General features: G+C 41.3%; 17 protein-coding genes, 1 other RNA gene and 2 pseudogenes. 10 read left to right on the forward strand and 10 right to left on the reverse strand.

Features of this window, described 5'->3' with window-relative positions; translation table 11 throughout:
• Positions 1 to 6: 6 nt before the first annotated feature.
• Together ACE3JL_RS05855 and ACE3JL_RS05860 are read right to left on the reverse strand one after the other, a co-directional pair.
• Positions 7 to 333: a hypothetical protein gene (locus tag ACE3JL_RS05855; RefSeq protein ID WP_375329041.1), complete on the reverse strand. Its 327-nt coding sequence runs from the start codon at positions 331 to 333 to the stop codon at positions 7 to 9.
• Between the two features lie 93 nt (positions 334 to 426).
• Positions 427 to 1,485 (reverse strand): tocopherol cyclase family protein, encoded by a 1,059-nt coding sequence (locus ACE3JL_RS05860; protein WP_271988377.1) that lies wholly within the window; start codon positions 1,483 to 1,485, stop codon positions 427 to 429.
• Positions 1,486 to 1,487: 2 nt separating this feature from the next.
• On the opposite strand from ACE3JL_RS05860, the gene ACE3JL_RS05865 reads away from it, so the two are divergent.
• Positions 1,488 to 2,738 carry an FGGY-family carbohydrate kinase gene (locus tag ACE3JL_RS05865; protein ID WP_375329042.1) on the forward strand — a complete coding sequence of 417 codons (1,251 nt, stop codon included), beginning with the start codon at positions 1,488 to 1,490 and terminating at the stop codon, positions 2,736 to 2,738.
• 214 nt (positions 2,739 to 2,952) lie between these two features.
• Here the strand turns inward: ACE3JL_RS05865 and ACE3JL_RS05870 are convergent, their stop codons facing one another.
• A complete protein-coding gene (locus ACE3JL_RS05870) occupies positions 2,953 to 3,534 on the reverse strand; it encodes a thioredoxin family protein (RefSeq protein ID WP_271988966.1) in 582 nt (193 codons plus the stop codon).
• 262 nt (positions 3,535 to 3,796) lie between these two features.
• A complete protein-coding gene (gene glmU / locus ACE3JL_RS05875; protein WP_271988970.1) occupies positions 3,797 to 5,149 on the reverse strand; it encodes a bifunctional UDP-N-acetylglucosamine diphosphorylase/glucosamine-1-phosphate N-acetyltransferase GlmU in 1,353 nt (450 codons plus the stop codon).
• 191 nt (positions 5,150 to 5,340) lie between these two features.
• Between glmU and ACE3JL_RS05880 the strand changes: the two genes are divergently transcribed.
• A complete protein-coding gene (locus ACE3JL_RS05880; RefSeq protein ID WP_002756735.1) occupies positions 5,341 to 5,508 on the forward strand; it encodes a hypothetical protein in 168 nt (55 codons plus the stop codon).
• A gap of 92 nt (positions 5,509 to 5,600) precedes the next feature.
• Positions 5,601 to 6,344 (forward strand): DUF561 domain-containing protein, encoded by a 744-nt coding sequence (locus tag ACE3JL_RS05885; protein WP_375329043.1) that lies wholly within the window; start codon positions 5,601 to 5,603, stop codon positions 6,342 to 6,344.
• Positions 6,345 to 6,731: 387 nt separating this feature from the next.
• Here the strand turns inward: ACE3JL_RS05885 and ACE3JL_RS05890 are convergent, their stop codons facing one another.
• Together ACE3JL_RS05890 and ACE3JL_RS05895 are read right to left on the reverse strand one after the other, a co-directional pair.
• Complete coding sequence (locus tag ACE3JL_RS05890) at positions 6,732 to 8,219, reverse strand: DASH family cryptochrome (protein ID WP_375329044.1); 1,488 nt, start codon at positions 8,217 to 8,219, stop codon at positions 6,732 to 6,734.
• 193 nt (positions 8,220 to 8,412) lie between these two features.
• On the reverse strand, positions 8,413 to 10,725 hold the full coding sequence (locus ACE3JL_RS05895) for a GumC family protein (protein ID WP_375329587.1): 2,313 nt from the start codon (positions 10,723 to 10,725) through the stop codon (positions 8,413 to 8,415).
• Positions 10,726 to 11,863: 1,138 nt separating this feature from the next.
• Here ACE3JL_RS05895 and ACE3JL_RS05900 point away from each other — a divergent pair.
• The 5 genes and pseudogenes from ACE3JL_RS05900 to ACE3JL_RS05920 all read left to right on the forward strand — a co-directional run bounded on the left by ACE3JL_RS05900 (position 11,864) and on the right by ACE3JL_RS05920 (position 17,509).
• The gene (locus tag ACE3JL_RS05900; RefSeq protein WP_375329045.1) at positions 11,864 to 13,165 is read left to right on the forward strand and encodes a flippase; all 1,302 of its coding nucleotides are present in this window, start codon (positions 11,864 to 11,866) and stop codon (positions 13,163 to 13,165) included.
• A gap of 44 nt (positions 13,166 to 13,209) precedes the next feature.
• Complete coding sequence (locus ACE3JL_RS05905) at positions 13,210 to 14,577, forward strand: oligosaccharide repeat unit polymerase (RefSeq protein WP_375329046.1); 1,368 nt, start codon at positions 13,210 to 13,212, stop codon at positions 14,575 to 14,577.
• A gap of 117 nt (positions 14,578 to 14,694) precedes the next feature.
• A pseudogene (locus tag ACE3JL_RS05910) lies at positions 14,695 to 15,741 on the forward strand (IS30 family transposase).
• Positions 15,742 to 15,763: 22 nt separating this feature from the next.
• On the forward strand, positions 15,764 to 16,597 hold the full coding sequence (locus ACE3JL_RS05915; RefSeq protein WP_375329047.1) for a sulfotransferase domain-containing protein: 834 nt from the start codon (positions 15,764 to 15,766) through the stop codon (positions 16,595 to 16,597).
• A 24-nt stretch (positions 16,598 to 16,621) separates the two neighbouring features.
• Entirely contained in the window at positions 16,622 to 17,509 is an 888-nt protein-coding gene (locus ACE3JL_RS05920; RefSeq protein ID WP_375329588.1) for a sulfotransferase, read from the forward strand.
• Between the two features lie 528 nt (positions 17,510 to 18,037).
• Here the strand turns inward: ACE3JL_RS05920 and ACE3JL_RS05925 are convergent.
• Both ACE3JL_RS05925 and ACE3JL_RS05930 read right to left on the reverse strand, forming a co-directional pair.
• Positions 18,038 to 18,901: pseudogene (locus ACE3JL_RS05925) on the reverse strand (IS5 family transposase).
• A 153-nt stretch (positions 18,902 to 19,054) separates the two neighbouring features.
• Positions 19,055 to 21,295 carry a glycoside hydrolase gene (locus ACE3JL_RS05930; RefSeq protein ID WP_375329048.1) on the reverse strand — a complete coding sequence of 747 codons (2,241 nt, stop codon included), beginning with the start codon at positions 21,293 to 21,295 and terminating at the stop codon, positions 19,055 to 19,057.
• 315 nt (positions 21,296 to 21,610) lie between these two features.
• On the opposite strand from ACE3JL_RS05930, the gene ACE3JL_RS05935 reads away from it, so the two are divergent.
• Together ACE3JL_RS05935 and ACE3JL_RS05940 are read left to right on the forward strand one after the other, a co-directional pair.
• Positions 21,611 to 21,904: a hypothetical protein gene (locus ACE3JL_RS05935; protein ID WP_271988736.1), complete on the forward strand. Its 294-nt coding sequence runs from the start codon at positions 21,611 to 21,613 to the stop codon at positions 21,902 to 21,904.
• Between the two features lie 87 nt (positions 21,905 to 21,991).
• A complete protein-coding gene (locus ACE3JL_RS05940; RefSeq protein WP_271988735.1) occupies positions 21,992 to 23,062 on the forward strand; it encodes a WD40 repeat domain-containing protein in 1,071 nt (356 codons plus the stop codon).
• Positions 23,063 to 23,078: 16 nt separating this feature from the next.
• On the opposite strand, the gene rnc is transcribed toward ACE3JL_RS05940, so the two are convergent.
• Together rnc and rnpB are read right to left on the reverse strand one after the other, a co-directional pair.
• Positions 23,079 to 23,783, reverse strand: a complete 705-nt coding sequence (gene rnc / locus ACE3JL_RS05945) for a ribonuclease III (protein ID WP_375329049.1) — start codon at positions 23,781 to 23,783, stop codon at positions 23,079 to 23,081.
• A gap of 266 nt (positions 23,784 to 24,049) precedes the next feature.
• Positions 24,050 to 24,561: RNase P RNA component class A (rnpB, locus tag ACE3JL_RS05950), an RNA gene on the reverse strand.
• Positions 24,562 to 24,896 lie beyond the last annotated feature (335 nt).

The following is a 24,896-nucleotide window of genomic DNA, read 5'->3' on the forward strand; positions in this document are numbered from 1 at the left end:
GTTATCTCAATTGTTATAATATGGTTTCGTGGGAATATTTTCTTCATCTTCCACTTCTGTCTGCTCTACATAATAAAATTCTAGCTCATGCAGGCTATCGGCGATCGCTTTTTCCACAGCAATTCTTATTCTTAATCTTCGGGTGTGGGGATCGTGATATTTCTCTCCCAAAGTTTTGAAACTACGGGGCAGAATTTGGATAGCATTATCAATGACTTGATCGACTTTAATTTCCGAGCAATACTGGCGAAAAGAATCGGGTAAATTCCTTAACTGTTCCTGCACTTCTGCCATCACTAACTGCTCAACAAAATTTAGAGGAGGTTGGTTCATGAAACAATTTCTTAGCGATCAGAAAGTGATTCTATATTAATACTGATCGATAAATAATAGGGTGATATTATCCCGTCGTAATGGTGATTTAACTCACTGTTTTATCCAAGCTGATGGCCAAATACCGCCAATTTCCAGAGCAGCTAGACTACTGGAAGTATTTATAAGGATTTTACCGCAACCATCAGTCAATTTTATTGATAATTGACCTTTGAGAGTATCTTGACAAGCAAAACAGAGACCTTTTTCTGTGGGTACACGCACGCGATCGGGAGGATGCTCACTGATACCGATTAAGACAATGGTATAATTCTCGTTAGTTGCCCTCATTTCCCAGTATCCCCAGGGTTGCACTGTCCAAGTTAGTTGAGAATCCCAGATATCAAACTTATAAAAGCGATTTTGCCAGTGAATGCCGATAATTCCCACCGATTCCGTCCAGTGGAGAACTTTCCGGGTAGAACCCACTGCGGTTAAGGTTAAATCGGGATTTTCAGGGAAAGCATTACAATTAATCCAAAACCACTTTTCAGGGAAAGAATAACCCCAATTTTTCTCGCTATAAAAAGGTACATTCTCAAATGGGTAATTTTTTCCCCCATAGGTAATCATTCCCGTTGCTAAACCATGGGCAGTTAAAATCTGCCAACCCGGGTCAAAAATCGGTAAATAAGATAATATTCCTGCTGTTGCTTGGGGTGAACGCTTGTTATCTCCCCAACTGTACCTAGTTTCAACGCAATAATCCCATTGACAGATTTCTCCAGTGACGGGATCATAAATTCGTCCTTGCTGCTGGTTTGCTGTTGCTTGATAACCCTCTTGAATAGACTCAAAAAAATCTGACGGAGAAAGCAGACGGGGACGGATTTTTAAGTTAGTTTTTCCCCAATGGATGATAGCTAATTCCTGACGACTTCCCCAAAATTTATCCGTATCGGGAAAAGTGCGACAAAGATAATTAGATTCTATGGCTAAAATTTGTACTGCTCCGCCGCTATTGACTTGACCGCCGCTTGGATCTTGAATAGAATACATAAAGGCGAATCCGTCGGCTAATTGCGGAATCATGACTCGGAAGTACCAACCTTCAAAAAATCGGGGAGTGATACCATCCCAATGGTAGCCAGAATGAGGGGGTTGTGAAAACATCAATGAGTTTATCTTTAGGTATTGATTTTGGCACATCGGGAGCGCGAGCGATTGCTATTGATTCTAGCAAAAATATCGTCGCTGAGGTTCATTATCCCTTCACTAATGCCAATTTTCAGGATTGGCAAAAGTCCCTATTTTATTTATTGGATAATCTAGGGGATTCGGTGCGTTCAGAACTTAAATCGATCGCGATTAATGGTACTTCCTCGACGGTGTTATTATGTGATAATTGGGGTAATCCTCTTTCTGAGGCCATATTATACAATGACGGGCGAGGAATTGCATTTTTAGACGCAATTAAAGCTATAGCACCCCCTCACCATCCCGTGATTAGTGTCACCTCTAGTTTAGCCAAATTACTTTGGTGGAGTGAACAAGAAATTTTTTCGCAAGCGCGTTATTTTCTCTCGCAAGCGGATTGGTTAGCATTTCTCCTGCACGGTAAACTGGGAATTAGTGATTATCACAATGCCTTAAAGTTAGGTTATGATCTCGAAAATCTCTGTTATCCCGATTGGTTAGAGAATTTACCGATGTTTAATTTGTTACCGCAAATTTTTCCACCGGGTACAGCGATCGATACTATTAAACCAGATTTAGTGACTCGTTTTGCTATCCCGAAAGATTGTTTAATTTATACGGGAACCACCGACAGTATAGCGGCATTTTTAGCCAGTGGTGCTAATTCTTTAGGGGCTGCAGTGACATCTTTAGGTTCAACTTTAGTTTTAAAATTATTAAGTAGCCAGAAAGTTGATGATAGTAACTATGGTATCTATAGTCATCGTTTAGGAAATTTGTGGTTAACTGGTGGAGCATCTAATACGGGGGGAGCAGTGTTAAAGAAGTTTTTTTCTCATGAAGAATTGAGAAATTATAGTTTAGCAATAGATGGACAAAAAGAAAGTCATTTAGATTATTATCCCCTCCTAAAAGCGGGCGAGCGCTTTCCCATTAATGATCCTTTTTTACCCGCAAAACTGACTCCTCGCCCCGATAATCCTTTAGAATTTTTGCATGGTTTACTAGAAAGTATTGCCCGCATTGAAGCTTTAGGTTATCAGCGTTTACAGGAATTGGGGGCCAATAAATTAGAGCGAGTTTATAGTGCGGGTGGTGGGGCAAAAAATCCGACTTGGAGAATAATTCGTCAGCATCATTTAGGGGTTCCCGTGCTTTTATCTCAACAGGATCAAGCAGCCTATGGTACTGCCTTATTAGCCCAGCAATCGGTTACGCTATTGAAATAGTCTCATAACGGAGTCGGTCGTCAGGAGTCGGTCGTCAGGAGTCAGTATTCAGGAGATAGGGTGATAGGGATTTGGGGGTTTAGGGTGTTGAGGTGTTAGAGTTTTAGTTGAAATTCCCCCACTTCCCCACTTATCCACTTCCCCACTTATCCACTTCCCCACTTATCCACTTCCCCACTTATCCACTTCCCCACTTCCCCACACCCTTCGTTAATTAACCATAATAGGGTGGCTCATTACCCAGTTTCCATTTGATATTACAGCCTAAACTGGGTTTTTGGTCTGTCGGCACCGGTTGACCGCTTAAAACCTTGTCAATAGCGGCCCGGAGATCTTTGCCTGTCACTGGTACACCATTACTAGGACGACTATCATCCAATTGACCGCGATAGACTAGAATGCGCTGACTATCAAAGAGGAAAAAATCGGGAGTACAGGCTGCCGTGTAAGCTTTCGCCACTTCTTGGCTTTCGTCATAGCATAAATTGAATTTAAAGTCAAGAGTTATCGCCATTTTTTTCAAATTTGCCGGTGAATCATCGGGATATTTCTCCACATCATTAGAACTAATGGCGAGGATGCCGAGATTGGTGTTAGCATAATCGCGACCTAGACGGGTAAGTTCTTCTTGAATGTGTTTGACAAAGGGACAATGTTCACAGAGGAAGATGACTAACAGAGCGGTTTTAGCCGCAAAGCTGTCCAGAGAGATAGTTTCACCCGAAACCACATCAGGTAAGGCAAAACTGGGAGCTTTTGTCCCCAAATCTAACATTGTGGACTCGGTGCGTGCCATAAAGTTTCTACTCTTTTCTATAGGGAAGACTGAGATTTTTATAGCATTTCATGCTTCATCGCGCAAATTTAACGCCTTAATCAGTAAACAGTAATCAGTAATCAGTTATCAGTTATCAGTGAACTGATAAGCCATTGACCTATCTAAATTGCTGGTTAGAGCTGCATGGAAATGGGGAAGTAGGGAAGTGGGGAGATGAGAGAAAAAAAGCTGATAACTGAAAACTCACGTCTGAAAACTGATAACTGATAACTGCCATAATTTACTGAAACTGATTTGACCAATTTTCGATTACACGCTGACTTTCGCGAGCAATAACTAAAGCATTATCGGGGACATTTCTAGTGATAGTTGAACCAGCGGCCACAGTGACATTTTTTCCTAATTCTAGAGGAGCCACTAAAACACTATTTGCACCAGTTTTTGTGCCACTGCCGATCATAGTTTGATGTTTTTTCACACCATCGTAATTGGCAGTGATTGTTCCCGCACCAACGTTAACTTTTTCCCCTAAAGTGGCATCTCCCAGATAGGATAAATGGGCAATATTGGTTTTATTTCCGATGTCACTTTTTTTAATTTCAACAAAATTACCGACTCGACAATTAGCCCCAATTTTCGCTTCTCCGCGCAAATGAGCATAGGGACCGATGCGACAACCAGAATCCACCTGACTATCAGAAATAACTGAAAACAAGACCGTTACATCGCTGCCTATGCGACTATTTTCGATTAAACTCCCCGGACCTATACGACAACCAGAAGCGATTATCGTCTCACCGCGCAAATGGGTTTGGGGTTCAATAATCACATCGGCACTGAGGGTGACAGTATCCTCAATGGTGACACTATCGGGGTCAATAATGGTGACTCCGGCGGCCATCCAATCATCTTTGACTCTAGTTTGCAGGATATCATAGGCGGCGGCCAATTGTTTACGATCGTTAATGCCGCTAATTTCTAAACAATCCTCCACATCCACGGCCATGACAGGATCGAGAAAATTGACCACATCCGTGAGGTAATACTCACCTTGATCGTTATTGGGCGTTAAATTAGGCAGTATTGCCGCTAATTTTGACCAATTAAAGCAGTATATACCTCCATTAACCCGGTGGTTTTGTCTTTGGCCATCGTTACAGTCTCTTTCTTCGACAATCTGCTTAACGAGATTATTGCCATCACAAAAAACTCGACCGTAACCTTTCGGGTTAGGGAGGTTAGCAGTTAGGAGGGTGGCAGCGTTACCATGGTTTTTGTGAATCTGGAGAAGATTTTGCAAGGTTTCGGGACGCAACAGGGGAACATCGCCATTTAAGACCAACAAATCCCCCTGAAAATCCTCTAAATGGGGGATTAACTGCTGAATAGCATGGCCAGTGCCTAACTGTTCCTTTTGTTCGACAAATTCGATATCCGCAAGATGCTGTAGAGTATTTCGCACCTGTTGCCCTTGATAACCGATAATTACCAGTTTTCGCCGGGGATGTAAGGATTCGCTGACATTAAGGACTCGTTCCACTAGCGATCGACTGCCGAGGGGATGTAAAACTTTCGGAAGGCTGGACTTCATTCGGGTTCCCTTACCCGCTGCTAAAATTGCTACCGCTACCATGGTCATGCTTGCCAATATGGTTCGCGACTGAGTATATCGCACTCCGATCCCCTTGGTTGCAAGAATTTTTTCCCTCTTTGATCCTGTGCCAGTTGAGAAACTACCATAAAAAGGTTTTCTTTAAGACATTGTTAAGGTACTATACACAAATTGAAACAATTGAACATAATCAGCACTCTATAGATACCGCTATGACAACTGTACTAACTAAGGAATCCTCCGCCATGAAACAGATTCGCACCACCTACCAAGCTGACCAACAGGTTAAATACCTGCATCTAGAAGCGGAAATCGAGGTACTGCTGCAACAACTGCAAAACCTCAAGCGCAAAAACCAAGAGAATCAACACCTAAATTAAAGAAAATTTCCCTAAGAATTCTCAAATCCCACCCTCTGATCGGCGAGAAGGTGGGAAAATGTTTTTTGAGAATTCCAGATAGGTGTAGATTAATGATCAATTTTGCCTTACAGCAAGCCTTCGCCCGTCGTCATGCCCTGAAAGTGATCAGTGGGTTAAATAATTTTGATCGCTCGCAGGTTCTCTCCGTAGTTAAAGCCGCTACAGCCGGAGGAGCAACTTTCGTCGATATTGCCGCTAATGCTGACCTAATTCGGGCGGTAAAAGCCTTGACAAATTTACCCGTATGTGTATCGGCCGTCGAGCCAGAATTGTTGGTGATGGCAGTGGACGCGGGAGCCGATTTAATTGAGATCGGTAATTTCGATAGTTTTTATGCTCAAGGACGCATTTTTGAAGCGGCGGAAGTTTTAGCCCTAACCCGTCAAACTCGCAACTTACTGCCCGAAGTTACCCTGTCTGTGACAGTTCCCCATCTCCTACCCCTCGATCAACAGGTGAGACTAGCGGAAGCTTTAGTTAGTCAGGGTGCTGACATTATTCAAACCGAAGGCGGCACTAGCAGTCAACCCCGTCACGCCGGCATTTTGGGACTGATTGAAAAAGCTGCCCCGACTTTAGCGGCAGCCCACGCTATTTCCCACGCGGTTAAAGTTCCCGTCCTCTGCGCTTCGGGTTTATCCATCGTCACTGCACCGATGGCGATCGCTGCTGGAGCGGCCGGCATCGGTGTTGGTTCGGCGATCAATCAATTGGATAATGAAGTGGCTATGGTGGCAGCCGTGCGCGGTTTAGTCGAATCTCTGCAAGCACAACCGGTCTATGTTGGCAACTAGAACAATTTTTGTCTAGATACGGCGGAGAAGGGGCTGTTTTCCCTTCTCTTTTTTCCTTTGTAATCAGTCATCAGGAGTCGGTCGGCAGCTTTATTCTCCCCACACCCCAATTCATAATTCCCACACCGGACACCCCACGAAAAACTTTTTCAGCAAACTCTAGATAGTCAACCGCTTACCTCATCATTGAGATAACGGCTCTTCTCGATTTTGTGTAATAAGTGTAACTTATATAAGTGCCTAAGCAAAATTAATTACACATATCTAACCCCCCCTTGCCTTTTGCCTTTCTTCACTAGGAAATTTATTTTGTACGACTACTTAGTAGAGATCGATCTTTGTGTCCTTTGTGTCTCTGTGGTTCGTTCCACTCACTCGCCCGCAACACTATATCTTAGAATACATTTTACCCACCAAACCGGGGAGAGCCAGATAACTGCTATAAATTTTTTCATTATGTTTGATTGATTGAAAAAAATCGACAATGGGACGAGGATAATTAACCCCTAACATCACCCCATAACGCTTTTGTTCCTCAGGAGATAATTTATAAGGTTCGTGAATTTTATCGCCTTTTATTAGGGCTAATTCGGGCAACCAGTGACGTAAATAATCACCTTTGGGATCATAATCTTTCGACTGTTTAGGGATATTAAAATAACGAAATGCTCGCGCATCATTGCCGACACCAGCAGTGTAATTCCAATTACCCCAATTACTACAAACATCATAATCAATTAATAATGACTCGAACCATTCTGCTCCCATGCGCCAATCAATACCGAGATTTTTGGTCAGAAAACTAGCGACATTTTGCCGGCCACGATTTGACATAAATCCTGTAGCGGCTAACTCTCTCATATTAGCATCTACAAGGGGATAACCGGTTTTTCCCTCACACCAAAGATTAAAGCTTTGCCAATCTTCTAACCAGGGTAAATTAAGTTCTTGCAAACCAGATTTATAGAAGATTTTATTCCCGTGCTTACTGCAAATCAATCGGAAAAAATCTCGCCATAATAATTCAAAAATCAGCCAATAGGTAGAGTCATTTTTTACTCTTGTTTGCTCATATTTTTTTACTGCCTCATAGATATAACGGGGGGAAAGACAGCCAAAACCTAACCAAGCTGAGAATTTTGAGGAATAATTAGTCCCTAACATTTCATTACGGGTTTCCTTATAGGTCTTTAAGCACTCACTATCCCAAATATATTCTTTAACCCGTGATTTTCCTGCCATTTCACCCCCTTGAAACGACAAAACACCTCGCCGGTCTAGAATGGGTTCTGTTAAGCCTAAATCATTAAAATTAGGGAGGGTTCCCCAATCTATGTTAGGCAATTTTGTCAACTTTCTCGGACTGGGATAAGTTGTTCTTATTTCCCAATGACGTTCTACTTGTTTACGAAAATTAGTAAATAATTCCGGCAGTTGATTAAGGGCAAAAGGTAAGTCATCAGGATGGTATAAGGTGGCTGTCCAAAAAGTTTTTATCTGCACGGGAAACTCAGATAAAGCCTTATCAACAGCTTTTTCTACCGCTAATTCCTCTGCTGTCACCTCTTGATGATAATAAACCCTAGCTATCTGCAATTCTTGAACTAATTGCGGGATAATTTCTTCAGGTTTTCCTCCTCGGATAATTAAATTACTGCCTAAACCTTCTAGAGATTGTCGTAAATTTGCTACGCTTTCTAATAAAAATTTGGTGCGGAACTTGCCAGTTTTTGGAAACCCGTAGGAAGTAAAACCAAATTGACGCTCATCAAAACAATAGAAGGGAATTATCTCTAATTGTTCTTGAATGGCTTGATAAATTGCCTCGTGATCGTGAACCCGTAGATCGTTGCGATACCAAATTAAAACCCGCATTTAACATCAATTAAAAGTCGATAAGTAAGTGGTTCTAGTTAAATAGAAAAGAGATTTTGGGTTCGATCCCCTCTTAATTCCCCCTTGATAAGGGGGGTGCCGATCCCCCCTGCCCCCCTTGATAAGGGGGGTGCCTGAAAGTTTTTAACACCTACCTAATTAACTAATAAATAGTAACTAGGATGGGATTTAATTATCTTTTGGCGTAGTAATCACCATAGTAACTATAATTGTGGTCTTTCCGACTAACATTATTAGCCACTAAACCTAATACGGAAATATGGGATAGTCTCAGGTCTTCGAGCAGATTTTTCAGGGCAAAGCGATCGGTTTTGCCCAGTTTGGTGACGAGAATCAGTCCGGTGGCCATGGCGGCGAGAATTTTGGCATCGGCAAAAGCGGCGATCGGTGGTAAATCGTAGATAATTAGATCGAAGGCGTGATCTTGCTGTAATTGCAAAATAATTTCCTGCATTCTCTGGGAAGAAAGCAAGCGGGTTGGGTCTGGGGGAATTGAACCCGCAGTAAGAATTGATAAATTCTCGTAGCAGGGTAGGGATTGAATTGCCTCGTTCCAATCGAGACCCTCGGCAATGACATTACTAAGGCCGTGGTTGTTATCGAGATTAAGTCGATGGTGAATCTGAGGTCGTCGCAGGTCGGCATCCACCACCAAGACTTTTTGTCCCATACTAGCGGCGGCCTTAGCGATATTTATTGCCATGGTGGTTTTACCATCTCCCGGTGACACAGAACTAATCACAAGGGACTTGAGGGGGGAATCGGAACCGAGGAGGCGAATATTGGTGTTAAGAGTGCGGAAAGCTTCCGAAAAAGGGGAGAAATTATAGTGGGAAGGGTTTTCGTAGACCGATTTTGGGGTAGTGTTAGGGACAGTAATTCTGCGATCGCCGACTGTTAACTGGGGTAGGGCGGCGGTGATCACTTTTTCGAGCATGCCAAGGTCTTTTTGCCAGGGAATTGCGCCTAAAAGGGGTAGATTAGCATCTTCTTTTAGTTCATCTGCACTATGATGAACGGGGTCTAATCTTTCAGCCAAAAAAGCCGCCCCTAGTCCTAATAAAAGGCCACCGATAACCCCTAAAGCCAGATTTCGCACGGGTTTAGGAGAAACGACTTCTTCCTCTACCTCTGGTGGGGAAATTAGTTGCCAAGGGACGACCTGTTGTGCCACCTTGAGTTGGAGTTTTTGTTGTTCCTCCAGAAAACGTCCGAGACTGGTGGTGGCGATTTCCAATTCTCGCTGCAAATCCGTATAACGACGAGCTAAAACCGCCAAATTTTTGACCGATGCTTTTTGTTGTTCGAGGGCTTGGGCAAGGGATTTGACTTTAATTTCTAAGGTTTGGCGAGTGTTCGCGGCTTCTACCAATTGCTCGGTTAATTCTACCCGCAGAGCGCTCTGTGACACCAAAGCAGGGGAGTCACCCACTGTCTGGGGCAGTTTTTCCCCTAGAGTTCTCTGGGCTTCGTTTTGCAGTAGGGGTAGTAAATTAGCCCGTTTTTCCTCTAGGGTGGCGATTATCGGGCTATCTTTGGCGAAAACTGCCGATTGTTTGGCCAATTCCACTTCCACTTCCTGCAGCTGCTTGAGCAAATCTTGATAACCGGGAGATTCACTGAGATAAGTGGCGATAATTGCTTGATTAGGCGCCAATCCAACCTGTTGCTGTAAAGCTTGATAGCGAGAGTTAATTTCGTTAAGGGCGACTTGGGCTGCCTGATAATCTTGTTCGGTAGCCGTTAACTGTTGTGATAAACGAGTCGCTTCTTTATCAGGATCGAGGAAATTATATTGCTGCCGGAATTGCTGCATTTGTTTTTGTAGAGTATTGACTCGTTCTCGCAGCACGGGCAATTGATCGTTAACAAAATCTAACCCTTGATTAATTTCGGTCTTGCGTTCCTGAGAACTATAGTTTAGGTAGTGACTAGCTAAATTGTTTAAAACCAGCTTGATTTTTTCCGGTTCCGCATCCTGATAGGAAATTTCTAAAACTTTCGTATCTTCTAATTGACTAATTTTAAGATCAGATTTGCCAGTCTTACTAATTAAATCGCTGTAAGTAAAGTCGGGATATTTAGGAGTTATTTTACTAAGGATGGGGTTAAGGAGTTGAGGACTTTTCAGGACAGCGATTTGGGTTTCATAATCGATGTTCTCTCCACCCAACTGAGGCAGGATATCTTGGGCTGCCACTTTGAGAGAATTTTTATTTTCCTCAATCGGTTGACCGATGAGCAGCAGGAATCTACCTTCATAGATAGGGGTTTTTAAGAAAGTCCAAGCAGCGATCGCTCCTGTCACCCCTAGGGTGATGCCGGCGATTAACCACCAGCGATGCTTGACGACAGAAAAAACTTGGCGAAGGTTGAGTTCATCTTCTTCCTGTGCCACGGAGGAGATAAAAGCAGCCTGAGTGAAAACTGGCAGATTTCCTTGGCTTTGGGTTTTCAAAGCCCCGTTTTGTTGGTTGTTCATCATTAATCGAATAGTCAAGGGATAACTTTATTAAAAGATTTTGCGGTAGCAATCTGGCTCGATCAGTCACCGCTCAATCATAACACCGTGCTACGATGATAACCCTAGTTTTTCCAGAACCGCTAATTTTTGTCCCGCCTCGTCTTATAGTCAAGCTTGCTGATAAGCTGTTGACTATCTAAATTACTCATCAAGACTGCACCAGAGTTGGGATAAGGGAGCCGGGAAAGGAAGTTTGAGCATTTGTACTAAAATTTCCAATACGCAGCTTAAATTCAGAATAGCTTAATCTTGACAACAGATCAGAAAATCCATAGGTAGCTATTCCACACTCAGGAATACGGTGGATTTAGGCTGAGTCTCGTAGAGCTTCTCAGTGGAAAGGTTTATGCAATAAGGAGTTGTCTGTGTTGGATGGATAGAGGAGCCGCCGTAAATAGTTAATCGGTTAGATGACCAAGAATTTTTTCAGAGTAAAGGGGGAAAATTAGGATAAGGAGAGACAATTAACGGATAGAGCCGAGAAAAATAATTTATTAATTAATGCCTAAAAACAGCTTTTAAACCAGTAAAAGCTGTTTATCTAGTTAATATGCTCAATTTTCAAGACAGTTGCTCACCTATGGCGTTTCTCGCACCTGTGTGGCACAATTAAACCTTTGCTGATTAAGCTTTTCAACATCGATGATAATGTACCTCTTGCCAGCGGGAAAGGCTATATCTTGAGAATTGCCCAAACTACCATCCTGAGTTGACAAGGAGGCTGAAATCGATTAGACTGACCAAGAGCGGATCGTCTGTATCACTGGTCTAGAGTAAAAAATTAAAATACAATCATCGGAAAATGTGTCTAAATTGCTTGATAACTTGACCTATCTGCTGAGCATTATTCTGCAAGATATCGAGTTAGGGTTGACAGTTTTCTGGGGTTAAAAAAATTTAAATTAGTAAGGACGAAAGCAGGAGAAGATAAAAATTATCGAGATATGTATGAAAAATTTAAGCACAAATCTAGAATTACCACTATCTTATTTAGAGTAGATATGCAGTTCTAAATACTTTAATTATTTTTATACGAAGGAAGAAATCAAAAAATTTTATTCACGATGGACTAAGTAACATCTCTAAAACAACGAAAAAGATGAAAAAAACTCCCTTAAAACTAAAAGAACGTTTAATTCGAGATGCGACGGGTTCTCTTGGTTTAAGAGTTGCTTTTGTGGCTCTTAGTTTTCTAACCAGTGTTATTCTAGCCCGCTGGCTCGGCAAAAGTGGCTTTGGGGTTTATACCTATGCGATGACTTGGCCGCTTTTGCTAGGCATTCCTGCGACTCTGGGCTTTAATGACTTATTAGTCAGAGAAGTGGCTATCTATAGCAGTCAGTCAGCTTGGGGATTAATGCGTGGTTTATTGCAATGGGCAAATGCAATTGTCTTAATAGTTTCTAGCCTAATTGCATTAGTTACTATTGTTATTTTTTGGAATCTAGAGCAAGTCGGTGAACCAGGTTTATTACCCTCCCTATGTTTAGCGATGATTTCCTTACCAATTGTCTCTTTAACCAGCTTGAGACTAGCGACGATGCAGGGTTTACACCGAGTGGTTTTAGGGCAAATGCCAGAAGATTTACTATCTCCTTTAATTTTTATTATTCTGACGATTTCTAGCTACTGGTTTCTTAGAAATCAAGAAAATATCACCGTCTGGGTGGTGGGCTTAAAATTGATAGCTCTTGGCACCACTTTTGTCGTTGGTGTGGTACTATTAGCCAGAGTGCTTCCCCAAGAGGTTAAACAGGCTAAACCTGAGTACAAAATTTTGACTTGGCTGAAGGATAGCTTGCCATTTATTTTGTTGGGAGGACTAATGCTGATTAACTCGCGTATCGATATGTTGATGCTCGGTGCCTTGAAGGGTGCAGGTGCTGTGGGAGTTTACGCAGTGGTCAGTCGAGTGACTTCTCTGATTGTTTTTGGCTTGGGAATCTTGAATAATGTCCTTTCGCCAACTTTTGCGACACTTTATGCCGAGGGGAAACGGGAAGAATTGCAAAAGCTGGTTACTCATAGCACACGTTTAATCAGTTTGTTTGCTCTAGTCATGACTTTGGGATTGATTACATTGAGATACTGGGTTTTACAGCTTTTCGGTGCTGAGTTTATACAAGGACAAACAGCTTTGATAATTTTAAGTATTGGCTATCTGGTTAACGCTCTGACGGGTTCCGTTGGTATATTGCTTAATATGACGCGCCATACTAAATTTATTGCGGCAACTATGGCCTTTGCCGCTTCGTTAAATGTGTGTCTTAACTGGCTACTAATCCCGAAGTGGGGTGTGAATGGGGCGGCCACTGCCACTACAATTGCCATGATCGTTAGCAATGTTATCTGTGTTATCTGGGTACGCCAAAAATTGGGAATCAAATCTACGGCGATTTAAGTATTTGCGTTTCGGTGTTATCATGGAAAACTTACTAAGGAGATATGATGAGCGAAAATGAGATTAACTTAGTTAAAATAGTAACCTTTGCCTGGCTTTTATTTTGGGCTTTTTTGTCTGTCAAGAATATAATATTTAAGCGCTACTACTCCGCTTACTTAGTAATTATCATTAATTTTCTGTTTTTTGGTGTGCCGTTGTTATTAGATTTAGTAATCGGTGAACCTAAGTACAATTTTTTCCCTGGAATGGATAATCTAAGAGTGGCTGTTAGGGATGAAACAACCTTTTTAGTTTACTGCATGTACATTGCTATCGTGCCAGTAGTATTGTGGTACAATGGAGTACCTAAAGATAAGGAGAATCACGGGCGATTATTAGTCAATAATCAAACATTTTTAGTTGACTTAGCTGGTTTTGGCAATGGGTATAAGCTCGGTAAACAGTTTAAGTTATTAATCATACTTATTGGTTACTTTCTTTTATTCTTACCTTTCATTGTTTGGACATTTAGTCCTAATCCAGGTATCTACAGTACTTACGGAGTAGCAGGTTCTGCTGCATTCTCGGAAGCAGAGTACAAATTTCACCAATTTATACATCATTCTTCTTTATTGAGTTTAGGTGGACTAATAACAATAATTATCTTGCAAAAAGATAAAAATTTGTCATTAATGAATTTGTATTTTTGGGCAAGTGTTCTAATACCAACATTCATAACGGTATGGCTTAACGGCAAGCGACATATCATTGCTTTCGTGATTTTTGCTTTGATTCTGACTTTACTGTTAAAAAAAGCTTTTAGTAGAGTAAAAATCTTAGTATTTTTCTTGGGTTTATTATTGACTTTTGCCATTTTTTCCTATTCTTATCAAACTTCCTTGGTCAGGAGTATAGCCACAAAGCAAGTCTATGAAATATCCCGTTTTGACTATGCTAGAGACGCTGTGCTTAAAACGTCTATTTATTCAGAATTAAATCCTGATAAACTTAAGATACTGGATCATCGACTTCAGACAGTTTATCATGCTTTAATTTTATATACTATTCCTCGCTCTTTGTGGTTAGATAAGCCCATTCCTTATGATTACCAAGTATATATAACAGCGGTCTCCTTTAAAATATCTCCCAAAGATGTTATCTTCGGTCTAACAGGGACTTGGTTGGCGGAATCCTTGTCTAATTTTGGTTGGGTAGGAGCGTTTATCGGTCCGATGACAATTGCATTAATTTGTAGATTTGGAGATTCTACAAGAAATAATTTCTTGATTATTTGTACTTCCTTTCTTTCTATATATTTGCTATCATTAAGCCTAGGCTATACCGTTCCTTTTTTGATTATTTGGTTGATACTTTTAACCAGAGAATACTACACAAAAAAATACAAGAAATACAAAGGACATAAAATATGACTTCAATTCTATAAACGGATGCCAATTCAAAAATGAAACGCATCAACCTCAAGAGTTGACAGAGAAAGGCTCATCAGGTACTGTTCGATCATTAACAAACACAAATCAGACCCAAAAATGAGCCAAAAACGTCTTAACATAGAACAAAGAAACTTGCTCTATCAACTTAGTCAAGAGGTAAATTTATCTCAACGGCAAATGCCCCTCTAGCTCGGATGTCATCAAAACACGATATCACGAGAATTAAGAAGGAATCAAAGTTCCCTCGGCTCCTATCTACCTGACACAGCACAAGCTGAAAGCGAGACGTGCCGAAAAAATGCCAAACAACCCTTTAAAAATGTCAGCGAGTCGGCCTTAGAGTTGGTGAAATAAGGATTGAAAAATTATCATAGTCCCGAACAAATAGCAGGTCGTCTGAAAAAAGCTGGTCAAGAATAGCTCAGCCATGAAACCATCTATCAAATCATCTATCAAAACTACCCTTGACTGTGGAAAATATCAAGAATACCTACGTCAAGGACTAGGAAAAAGAAAGAGTCGAAATGGAGCAAAAAGTAAGCGTGGAGGGATTCTATGGCGTGTAGATATCAGCGAGCGACCAGCAATTGCTGACCAGAAAACCGAAATCGGTCATTGGGAAAGTGACACAATGATTGGAGGCAATCATCTAGGAGTTCTCGTTAATCGGTTATTGGGAAAGTGACACAATGATTGGAGGCAATCATCTAGGAGTTCTCGTTACATATATGGACAAAGCCTCGAAATTTTTAGTAGCAGGATTAGCCAAGAACAAAACCGCATCGGAAATCAACCCTTGTCACCGAAAAACTTTTCCAAGAGATTCCCCCTGACCAAAGAAAAATTTTTACTTGTGACAAGGTCAGGGAATTTTGTGAACATCAAAAGTTGAGTCAGAAACTAGGAGCATATTTTTATTTTGCTATTCCTTATCATTCGTGGAAGAGGGGATTAAACGAGCATACCAACGGACTATTGAGACAATTTTCTCCCAAGGGAACGAATTTGAAAATCCTTAAGCCAGAGGTGGTAGAAAGAGCCGTAAACTTAATTAACAATCGTTCTCGAAAATGTCTTGACTATCGTACCTCGAATGAGGTATCCTATAAGGGTAGATCAGACAGTGATGCAATTCAAACTTGAATTAGTCTAAGGACAAAACCTTATGAAAAACATACTATCCTTTCCACTGAATTCTTTAAAAATATTGACCTTGCCTAGTCGAATAGCAAAAAAGATCAAGTATGGGCGTTCTCTGCACAGAAATCATGTGGTAGAGGATGTTTTCCTCGTTTCCTATCCCAAATCAGGCAATACCTGGTTCAGATTTCTAATTGCTAATGCTATCAAAGTTCATTATCGAATAGATCAAGATGTCAACTTTTTTACTATCGATGGTATCATACCTTCTCCACGAGGCAAAATAAACCTACAGCCAACTGGTCCTTTTGGAAGAACAGACTTATCTAGAATTATTAAAAGTCACTCTGCCTATCATCCATACTATTATAGAGTCATCCTCCTAGTCAGAGATCCAAGAGATGTAATGGTTTCCTATTATCATTATCTCCAAGGACTAAAGCAAATTTCTGAGACAACTACCATATCAGAGCTAATCAGAGACGATAAGTACGGAATTATGAGTTGGGTAAAACACAGCAAGTCTTGGTATTTTGAGCACAACCCAGCCAGTCAGAGAATCAAAATATTTAGATATGAAGATTTTCTCGAAGACACTAAATTACAACTCTTTCTTTTAATGGAGTATTTGGGTATAATAATGGATAATGCTTCTCTGGAAGAAGCGATCACATTAAGCTCAAAAGAACGAATGAAGGAATCAGAATTAAAGCACGCATCTTTAAATTTGGTTAATGAAAAAATGTCATTTGTTCGTCAAGGGTTAGCGAATCGTGGACGGGAGTTATCTGATTCAGATAGAAAGTTTATAGAAGATTCAAGTCAGGATATTGCTAGTTTATTGGGTTATCATTTCTAATTAATTACTGTTATTGGTAGAGATATTGGTTCACCAAAGTCTAGCACCACATCCCTAGCTCAATACTTGGCGCAACACCCAGAAGTTTACATAAGTCCTAAGAAAGAACCCTATTTTTTCGCTTTTGAAAATGAGCAAGTAGATTTTCTTTGTCCTGGAATTCAAGGGAAAGACCACATAATTAACAGTGCTGTGGTGGTTGATCTAGAGGAATATCGCCATCTTTTTCAAGGCGTTTCCAACGAGGTAGCAATTGGAGAGGCATCAACTTTATATCTTTCTTTCCCTAAAGCCGCCGAGAGAATACAATACCATATACCTGATGTTAAACTAATAGCAATTCTTAGATATCCTGCTGATCGTGCTTATTCAGCTTTTATGCACGCTCTTAGAGATAATTACGAATCTATTACTGATTTTTCTAGTGCATTAGCAGCAGAAGAAGAGAGAATAAAACTTAATTGGGTTCTCCTGTGGCGCTATCAAGATCAAGGCTTCTATTATCGGCAACTAAAACGGTATTTTGGGCTTTTTGATAGCCATCAAATTAAAGTTTATTTATACGAAGATTTGGTGAACAACCGCTCTTGCTTGATTAGAGATGTCTTTGATTTCATTGGAGTTGATCAAGATTTTATCCCAGATACTTCTGCTAAATATAATGTCACTGGTATCCCTAAAAACAAATTATTGCATGAATTTTTGTCAAAGCCAAATCTAATCACCACCTCTGTTAAACATCTTATTCCACGTTCCCTTCGACAGAAAATAATTAACAATGTAATAAATTCTAATCTAGCCAAGCATCAACTAACACAAACCCTAAGGCAACAACTAATAAACATTTATCGAGAAGATATATTAAATCTTCAAGAATTGATTCAAAGGGACCTGTCTCCATGGTTAAAATAAATAATGAATTTTGTGAAAAAGTCAAGAGTTAGTAATTTCAGGGTGAGAGCATCTCAAAATCTATTGACAATTGGCCAATTTTGTGATCCGCTTGCTGTGTGGTCATTTCAGGTGATACCAGTCAATCAGAATAGTTACGAAATCTTAACATTTGGTCGATTTTTGCTTAACAATTGAGATGGCAAATTCTCCTCAAATATGCCTGAATCGTCCTCTGGGCAAGCAACCCACACAAAGTTCATTTTGTTAAGGATTGTTAAGATGCGCTTGCCCTGGTAAGTACCTAAGCAAAATTAATTACATACATCTAACCACCTCTTGCCTCTTGCCTTTCTTCACTAGGAAATTAATTTTGCACGACTACTTAGTAATTTTAAGCAATGGTTGACAAAATACTATTTATGGGCTCAACTGGAGTTGAGGGGGAAAAGGTATAATGGAGATACAGAGTCGGAGGTAAGACCATGGACTGGCACCTTGACCGTTTGCTTAAACTACCGAACATGACTAGATCTCTTGCAAAAGTAATCAAGATATATATTTTTCTCGGTAACGAAGTTCGTAATTGTAGATACCAGCAATCAAATTCAATTTCAGACCAAATCGCCGTCTGCGATTTCTGTATCTTGATGAAAGTATCCGAAATATTTTGAGACGACGATGAATATGTTCTATAACTATGCGCCGTTGTGATAACTGACGATTGGCTTTTTTTTGCTCTTTACTTAGTTTTTCTTTTTTCTTTTTTTATGAGGGATTTGACTGTTTTGATGGATTTTCTGAATCCATTGATAGCCTTTATCCCCTAATATTTCTATTTCCTTATTTAACCCTATTTTACTCTCTTTCCACAACCGAAAATCATGGACTCTTCCTTTCTCACAACGGACACAGATTACCTGCTCGCTTTTTTGGTCGCAACGCGCTCGCTGCGCGAGATCGGCAATGACTTGGGACTTTAATGTGTGGTATCCCTGCTTCCCGCTATAGTATGATTTCTGTTTTTTTTGGGGTCTTTCTATCTCCTGTTCTGACATATCCACCACTATTACTTCTATTTCACTATTAATTTCTAATAGGGATTTTTTTCGGTACATTAAACAGACCTGATTTGATGAGAATATTCTCTACTTTTTTAACAATTCTATACGCCGTTGATTCGTTCACACCCCAACTATTTCCCAGATGAAAATAGGTGCGATATTCTCGCTAATATTTTAATGTTATTAGTAGTTGGTCTTCCGTACTCAATTTGCTCGGTCTACCTGTCTTTTTTTGCCAAACTTTTTCTGCCTTTAGGACTGTTACCATATCCTTAAATGTCTCTGGATAGATGCCACACAAGCGTTTGAACTCTGTTGGCTGTAAAGTTTTTACTTGTTCGTAAGTCATCTTTCAATCTTAACTCTTGGACTATTTTATCTTATTTTGTCTCGACTTATGCAAGAGGTCTTATCAAGAGGTGGTTAGATATGTTTAATTAATTTTGCTTAGGTACTTAACTAATTTTAGCTGACGTTTGATAACTGATCACTGATTACTGATTTAAGGTCTTTGCAGGAAGATTAATTCTTCAACGGGGAGGAAATCATAGTATTGACCTTGATTAGCTAAAACTGCGATTAGATGGAGACGAGCATCGGGTTCAATGTGTAATCCTTCCCAGGGGACAGCAATCTCCAAACATTGATTAAAAGAAGCTTTGGCACTACTAGGAACTCGTTGCCACGTAAAATATTCTTGAGCGACTTCTAACCAAGTATATTCCGTGATTAAATTAACTCCTAGATGATGATGATAACCGTAATCGAGGGGCGATCGAGGAGGAATATCTGTTAGAGGAATTGGACTTTGCAGACGATGCACTTCGTCATAATACCAATATAAATGCACTTCAGGCGGGATATCTTTGCCTAATTCTGCCCCCAGTTTCCAATCGAAACGCAGATAAAAATTGAGGTGATCCCAACCGAAAAAGAGCCTTTGTACTAAGGAAGTCCGGTGCATCGTACCACTGGCGCCGCCAATTTCGATCCGTCCAGCTTTATCCCAATCCTGTTCGTCCCCAAAACCGTCAATAATGGGGTGAATAAAAGCTAGTGGACGATTACTTTGTTTATCCCCGTGTTCTTCCACTGGTTCGAGCAAATAAGATGGAATTGGCTCATTTAAAGCTTGATAAAGAGCGATTAGGTGTTCGCGGAAAAGTTGGTCAAAAATTGCGTCATGATTGGAGGAATGGCCATAACCAAACCACCAAAACCAATCGGAACCTTCCGCTGCATACAATGCTTCCCACGCATCGGGGTTATTATCTTCCGTCGCTTCCGGGTGATTAGCGAGGGTTTGACGGGCTAAAATTAGATATTCCCAAGCTTTATTTTTAGCGGGATCGCCGATCCAAGTGGTAAAATTGGCATCGATCCAAGAGCCGCTATGAAGTTGATTGACAGGGATTTTAGCATTAGCCGGAAAGCGATCGAGATATTCCGAGACAGTGACTAATTCGATCGCTTGGTGGTCGCTTAAAAGTTGATAAAGGTTCTCTAGGAAGGGTAAACCGTCTTGATGATAGTTTTCCCAGCAGTTTTCGCCATCTAGCGCAATGGTAACTAACCAGGGTTTTTCTAGCGTCGTGGTTTCTGCGTTGGTTTTCAGTTGCTCGGCGATCGCTTCTAGGTGTTTAACTAAGTCTGTAGCGGCCTCTTGCGCTTTCATGCCACTATAGCTAAATCCGATCAGATCCGAGAGACGATGATCCCGGAAAACCATCGATAAATTGCCGTTGCTAGTTTCCAGAAGGTAGGGACGATAAAGCAATTCCGGTTCGCTAATATTGCCCTTTTCGTCGCGATGAAAGTAATGTCCCAGGGACCAACCTAACACTCCCTCATCGGAACATAACCACTGAAAACCCTGTTTAGCAACAGCGGGGAGAATTGCGGGACTAACGGATTGTTCCGAGGGCCAAAGTCCTCGAGGTTGTTTATCAAAGCGATCGATATAGATTTGCCAAGCTTTCCGGAGATGGCGCGAAATATCTTCAGGATAGTGGAAATATTGGCGAGGAAGGGTCATATTCGGCACCGCTACCCGGCCGGCTTCCGAGTTGGCCAGCAGGGGTAAAATCGGATGGGTGTAGGGACTGGTAATGATTTCTAGTTGTCCTGTTTCCTGCATTAACCGATGTTGCGGCAAGATACGACGCAGAATTTGACGCTGTTTAGAGATAATTCGCTGGCGATCGCTTAAAGTGAAGTTTTTTCCCTGTTCTAACCAAGTAGCGATTTCTGGGTCACTGTGAAAGATAGGATCGATCCAAGCGAGGTTATGCCAAGCCAAAAGATCGCTATAATCTTGCAGATGCCAATGGTTAATACACCAACTATGACCGTTTTCTTGACGCTGTGCGTATAATTGGGCGTAACGGGGGTGCGGATCGATCAGGGTACGATGGTTAGCATCGAAAAAGTGTTCGAGGATAAAGTGTTTTTGTGCCAGGGTTAATTGCGCTTCTGGGGTGACGGTGAGAGCAAGATAGGGGTCTATAGCTAGTCCGTTGACGTAATCCTCTAATTGCAGGATTAAAGAGGGGACAAGGTTGACGGTTTGGTGTAATTTGGGAAAACGTTCTAGAATCAGGATTAAATCGAGATAATCTTTCACTCCATGCAGTCGCACCCAGGGTAAGCGATATTGTCCCGAAGCATCGGTGCTAGTTTGAGAGGATTTGTAGAGGGGTTGGTGTTGATGCCAAATAAAAGCGACGTACAGAGGATGGGTCATGATAATACCGAGAAAAAGTGCATATAACAGACTATTTAGCCGTTATTTAGATAATAATCGACAATAAAGCCCATTATAGATTCTTAAAAGTTAATTTCGGTCACTACCATAATCCTATCAACGGGTTTTGAGAGGGTATCGTCTCTTTGTATTTGTTAAAGGATCGGATTCTCCGGTGGTGAGTATTGGGAGTTCAATTGCCGCAATTCTTACTGACGACCGACGACCGGCTCCTTACCCCACAGTTAACTTTACCTTTGTCCAACTATTTAGGATAAGCTGGAATTATCGAAACCGTAGAAATATATAGATAAAATGAGTAATCTCCTCTGGCCGCGTTTTCTCAAGAAAGCTTACCGTCAAGAACCAATAACTAGCTTTATCTTTACCGCAGCGGCAGTAGATGTCATCATCGGGGTTCTAGGACAAAGATGGACACTGCTATCTTTAGGGGCAACGATTATGGCGATCGCTATATTCGCTAGGTGGCAACAGAGCCAAAAAACCGAGCAAATCAACAGAGAAGAAGCGGCGAGATACTATTTACCGCCCCAATCAGGTCAAGTAGCTTTACCAAACCTGAAAAACGAAAAAAATCGACCTTCTTAGCTCAAAAATTCCACCTTGCTTGGCAATCAATCCCCTCAAAGGCTAGAATCTATAGCACCGTTCATTTGTTAATATTCAACTAAATTTATGAAATTCCGATTTACGGGTGGGGAGAAACTTGTCGGGGCAATTGTGGTCAGTGTTCTAACCACGCTGACAATCGGGCAACATCAGCTTACTCAGGCCCAAAGTCCTATTGCCCCCCCTAAACCCGCAGCTGAAAGTGGCGAAAAAACCCCAGAAACTATCCTAGTAGAAGGTTTAGGCAGACTTACCCTCGCTAAAACCTTAGAAGGGCAACAATCCACCCCGAATGCTGTGATTTTCAGCCCCGATAACCAATTAGTTCTCGCTGGTGGTAGTGATACGGATCCTCTCCTGAGAATTTGGTCGGTAAAAACAGGGCAAAAAGTCTCCCAAACTCGCGCCCAAAGAACCAGCGTCAAAGCTTTAGCTATTAGTCCTAACGAAAGATTATTAGTTAGTAGCGGTTTAGATGGTTCTATTAATTTTTGGAATCTGGTGGAAGGCAAGTATTTAGGAATTGCCCTCGAACATGGTAATACTGTCCTCGCCCTCACCGTTACTCCCGATGGTAAAACGTTAATTAGTGGTGGTTTGGAAGGAATTCGCCTCTGGACAGTGCAACCCCCCCGTCGTCCCCTCTATCGTTTAAATTGGGTGGGTAATTTTGTTTATTCCCTAGGGATGAAATCCGATGGTGTCACCCTTGCTAGTGGTCATGAAGACGGTGAGGTACATTTTTGGGACATCCGCGAGGGCAAATTTTTATCGAAATTTGCTGCCCATCCCCAAGCGGTTAGCCAGCTTTTATACACTCCCGACGGTAAAAATTTAATTACGGGTAGTTTAGACCGCACGATTAAAATCTGGGATACGAGCAATAATCAGTTATTATTTACCCTCATCGGTCATACAGCCCGAATTCGTTCCCTCGCACTCCATCCTAACGGACAAATTCTCGCTAGTGCCAGTAATGACGGTGTGCGTTTATGGGATGTGACCACGGGTAAACAATTGGCCTGGTTTGATAATAATTCCGACTGGGTGGAATCCCTAGCTTTTAGTCCCGATGGGCAGTATTTGGCTAGTGGTAATTATGATTTTAAAATTCGCCTCTGGCAATTCGTCCGTTAGGTAAAAATGCCTCCATTTAGCCTTTAAACACTTCTAGAAAAGCTGATTTCGCCGCTGCCTGTTCCGCTGCTTTTTTGCTTCTGCCAGTTCCCACTCCTAATTTTTGCTCATTTAACCACACTTCCGCACAAAAACGCTCTTGCTCTAAACCATTGATTTCTTTAACTAAATATTGCGGCAGTTTTTTGTATTTTGCTTGTGTCCACTCCTGCAAGGCATCCTTATAATTCTGTCGGGCCGGATCTCGACGAATTTCGGCCGCTTTTTCCCGCAGTGGTTCATCTAACCAAGAACGCACTAAAACCATCGTCTTTGTACTAAGATATAAAGCTCCCAAGACCGCCTCAAAAGCGTCTGCTAGTCGGGAAATTCGCCCCGCTTGATCAATACTCGTACTACTTGACACCAACAAATAACGCTCGAAACCGTAGCGATCCGCAAATTCCGCCAGAGTGCGATCGCTAACCATCATCGATCGCAGCGCGGCAAATTCTCCCACGAGTGCCTCTGGATAGGTTTCTAACAATACCTCCGCCGCCACGAGTCTTACCACAGAATCGCCCACAAATTCCAATTGTTCATAATTCTTATCACGGGAAACACTGGGATGAGTTAGAGCTAAATCCAATAAATCCCACCTGACGGGGACATCAGCTGATAAACCCAGCTTTTCCACTAGGGTTTTTAATTGTTTTTGGCGACGCAGATCACTTAAGGACATGGGAGCGGGAATTATAAATTATGAATTATAAATTATGAAGTGGGGAGATTTTTTTCAATGATCAGTAAAAAGTAAAAAGTAAAAAGTAAACAGTGAACTGGTAACAAAGGCCGAATCTAAAACCTAATTTGTTAAGCTAAAAGCTTTGATGTACTTAGTTTCTACCCTTCTTTTTAGGTAGGAGATTTGCCAGATTCTTTTTTGGAGCCTTTGCCTTTTGCCTTCAGTAACTGATTACTGATTACTGATTACTGATTACTGATAAAGGAGAGAGTCAGACATAAGCCGAATTCTGTATTTTCCAACAGCAGTAAAATTGCTTTTACCTTTGTTGGAATAGAGGTTATCTATCTGGGATAATTGTTACCAATTACCTCAAGCGGTTCCTAAAAACGGGACAGGAAAAAGACCAACCTTTGTCCCTCCACCTTGCTCCCCACCGGGGTTTACCGAGCCAGTACCTCTCGATACTGCTGGTGCGCTCTTACCGCACCTTTGCACCCTTACCCCCAATCAGTTATCAGTTATCAGTGGAAAGTTATCAGTGGAAAGTTATTAGTTATCAGTGAATTTACTTTCGTTACTGTTTACCGATCACTGTTTACTGGACGGCTACACCGTGCCTTTGGCAACACTGAAAAAGGGGGCGGTATTTTTCTGTGGCACTATCCTCACGCTCGCGCGCACTGGACGTTATCCAGCAAGTGTGGTCTTTCGGGAGTTCGGACTTTCCTCGGAATCATTGATAAAATGATTCCGCAACCTCTAGACCAACTCTCTCCTATTCTCTAGTATGACTTACCAGAGACTCGATCGCTCATATATCCTAGTCAATAATCAGTGATCAGTAAACAGTAAACAGTGAACAGTGAAAAGACAGCAGGAAACTGCTGTTTAATACTGCTCGCTTAATAGACCTCTTGTAAAAATCAAAAATTGTTGTTAGGGTTAGGAGTCAGTAGCCAGTAGTCAGTAGTCAGGAGAATTAAGAATGAATAATAATCAGTTACATGGTCTATTTACAGACTTTATGCCATTTAATCCTTATTTTTGCCATTTTTGAACCCTGAAAAATTAATTATGCAAGAGGTTTAATACATAAGTACCTAAGCA

Origin of the sequence: Microcystis sp. BLCC-F210 (genome assembly GCF_042134685.1) — a bacterium.
Classification (GTDB): domain Bacteria; phylum Cyanobacteriota; class Cyanobacteriia; order Cyanobacteriales; family Microcystaceae; genus Microcystis; species Microcystis aeruginosa_D.

Bases quoted from the DNA above. Each gene is read 5' to 3' on its own strand.
- ACE3JL_RS05855 (WP_375329041.1), bottom strand. From the start codon at position 333: ATGAACCAACCTCCTCTAAATTTTGTTGAGCAGTTAGTGATGGCAGAA.
- ACE3JL_RS05860 (WP_271988377.1), bottom strand. From the start codon at position 1,485: ATGTTTTCACAACCCCCTCATTCTGGCTACCATTGGGATGGTATCACT.
- ACE3JL_RS05865 (WP_375329042.1), top strand. From the start codon at position 1,488: ATGAGTTTATCTTTAGGTATTGATTTTGGCACATCGGGAGCGCGAGCG.
- ACE3JL_RS05870 (WP_271988966.1), bottom strand. From the start codon at position 3,534: ATGGCACGCACCGAGTCCACAATGTTAGATTTGGGGACAAAAGCTCCC.
- glmU (WP_271988970.1), bottom strand. From the start codon at position 5,149: ATGGTAGCGGTAGCAATTTTAGCAGCGGGTAAGGGAACCCGAATGAAG.
- ACE3JL_RS05880 (WP_002756735.1), top strand. From the start codon at position 5,341: ATGACAACTGTACTAACTAAGGAATCCTCCGCCATGAAACAGATTCGC.
- ACE3JL_RS05885 (WP_375329043.1), top strand. From the start codon at position 5,601: ATGATCAATTTTGCCTTACAGCAAGCCTTCGCCCGTCGTCATGCCCTG.
- ACE3JL_RS05890 (WP_375329044.1), bottom strand. From the start codon at position 8,219: ATGCGGGTTTTAATTTGGTATCGCAACGATCTACGGGTTCACGATCAC.
- ACE3JL_RS05895 (WP_375329587.1), bottom strand. From the start codon at position 10,725: ATGATGAACAACCAACAAAACGGGGCTTTGAAAACCCAAAGCCAAGGA.
- ACE3JL_RS05900 (WP_375329045.1), top strand. From the start codon at position 11,864: ATGAAAAAAACTCCCTTAAAACTAAAAGAACGTTTAATTCGAGATGCG.
- ACE3JL_RS05905 (WP_375329046.1), top strand. From the start codon at position 13,210: ATGATGAGCGAAAATGAGATTAACTTAGTTAAAATAGTAACCTTTGCC.
- ACE3JL_RS05915 (WP_375329047.1), top strand. From the start codon at position 15,764: ATGAAAAACATACTATCCTTTCCACTGAATTCTTTAAAAATATTGACC.
- ACE3JL_RS05930 (WP_375329048.1), bottom strand. From the start codon at position 21,295: ATGACCCATCCTCTGTACGTCGCTTTTATTTGGCATCAACACCAACCC.
- ACE3JL_RS05935 (WP_271988736.1), top strand. From the start codon at position 21,611: ATGAGTAATCTCCTCTGGCCGCGTTTTCTCAAGAAAGCTTACCGTCAA.
- ACE3JL_RS05940 (WP_271988735.1), top strand. From the start codon at position 21,992: ATGAAATTCCGATTTACGGGTGGGGAGAAACTTGTCGGGGCAATTGTG.
- rnc (WP_375329049.1), bottom strand. From the start codon at position 23,783: ATGTCCTTAAGTGATCTGCGTCGCCAAAAACAATTAAAAACCCTAGTG.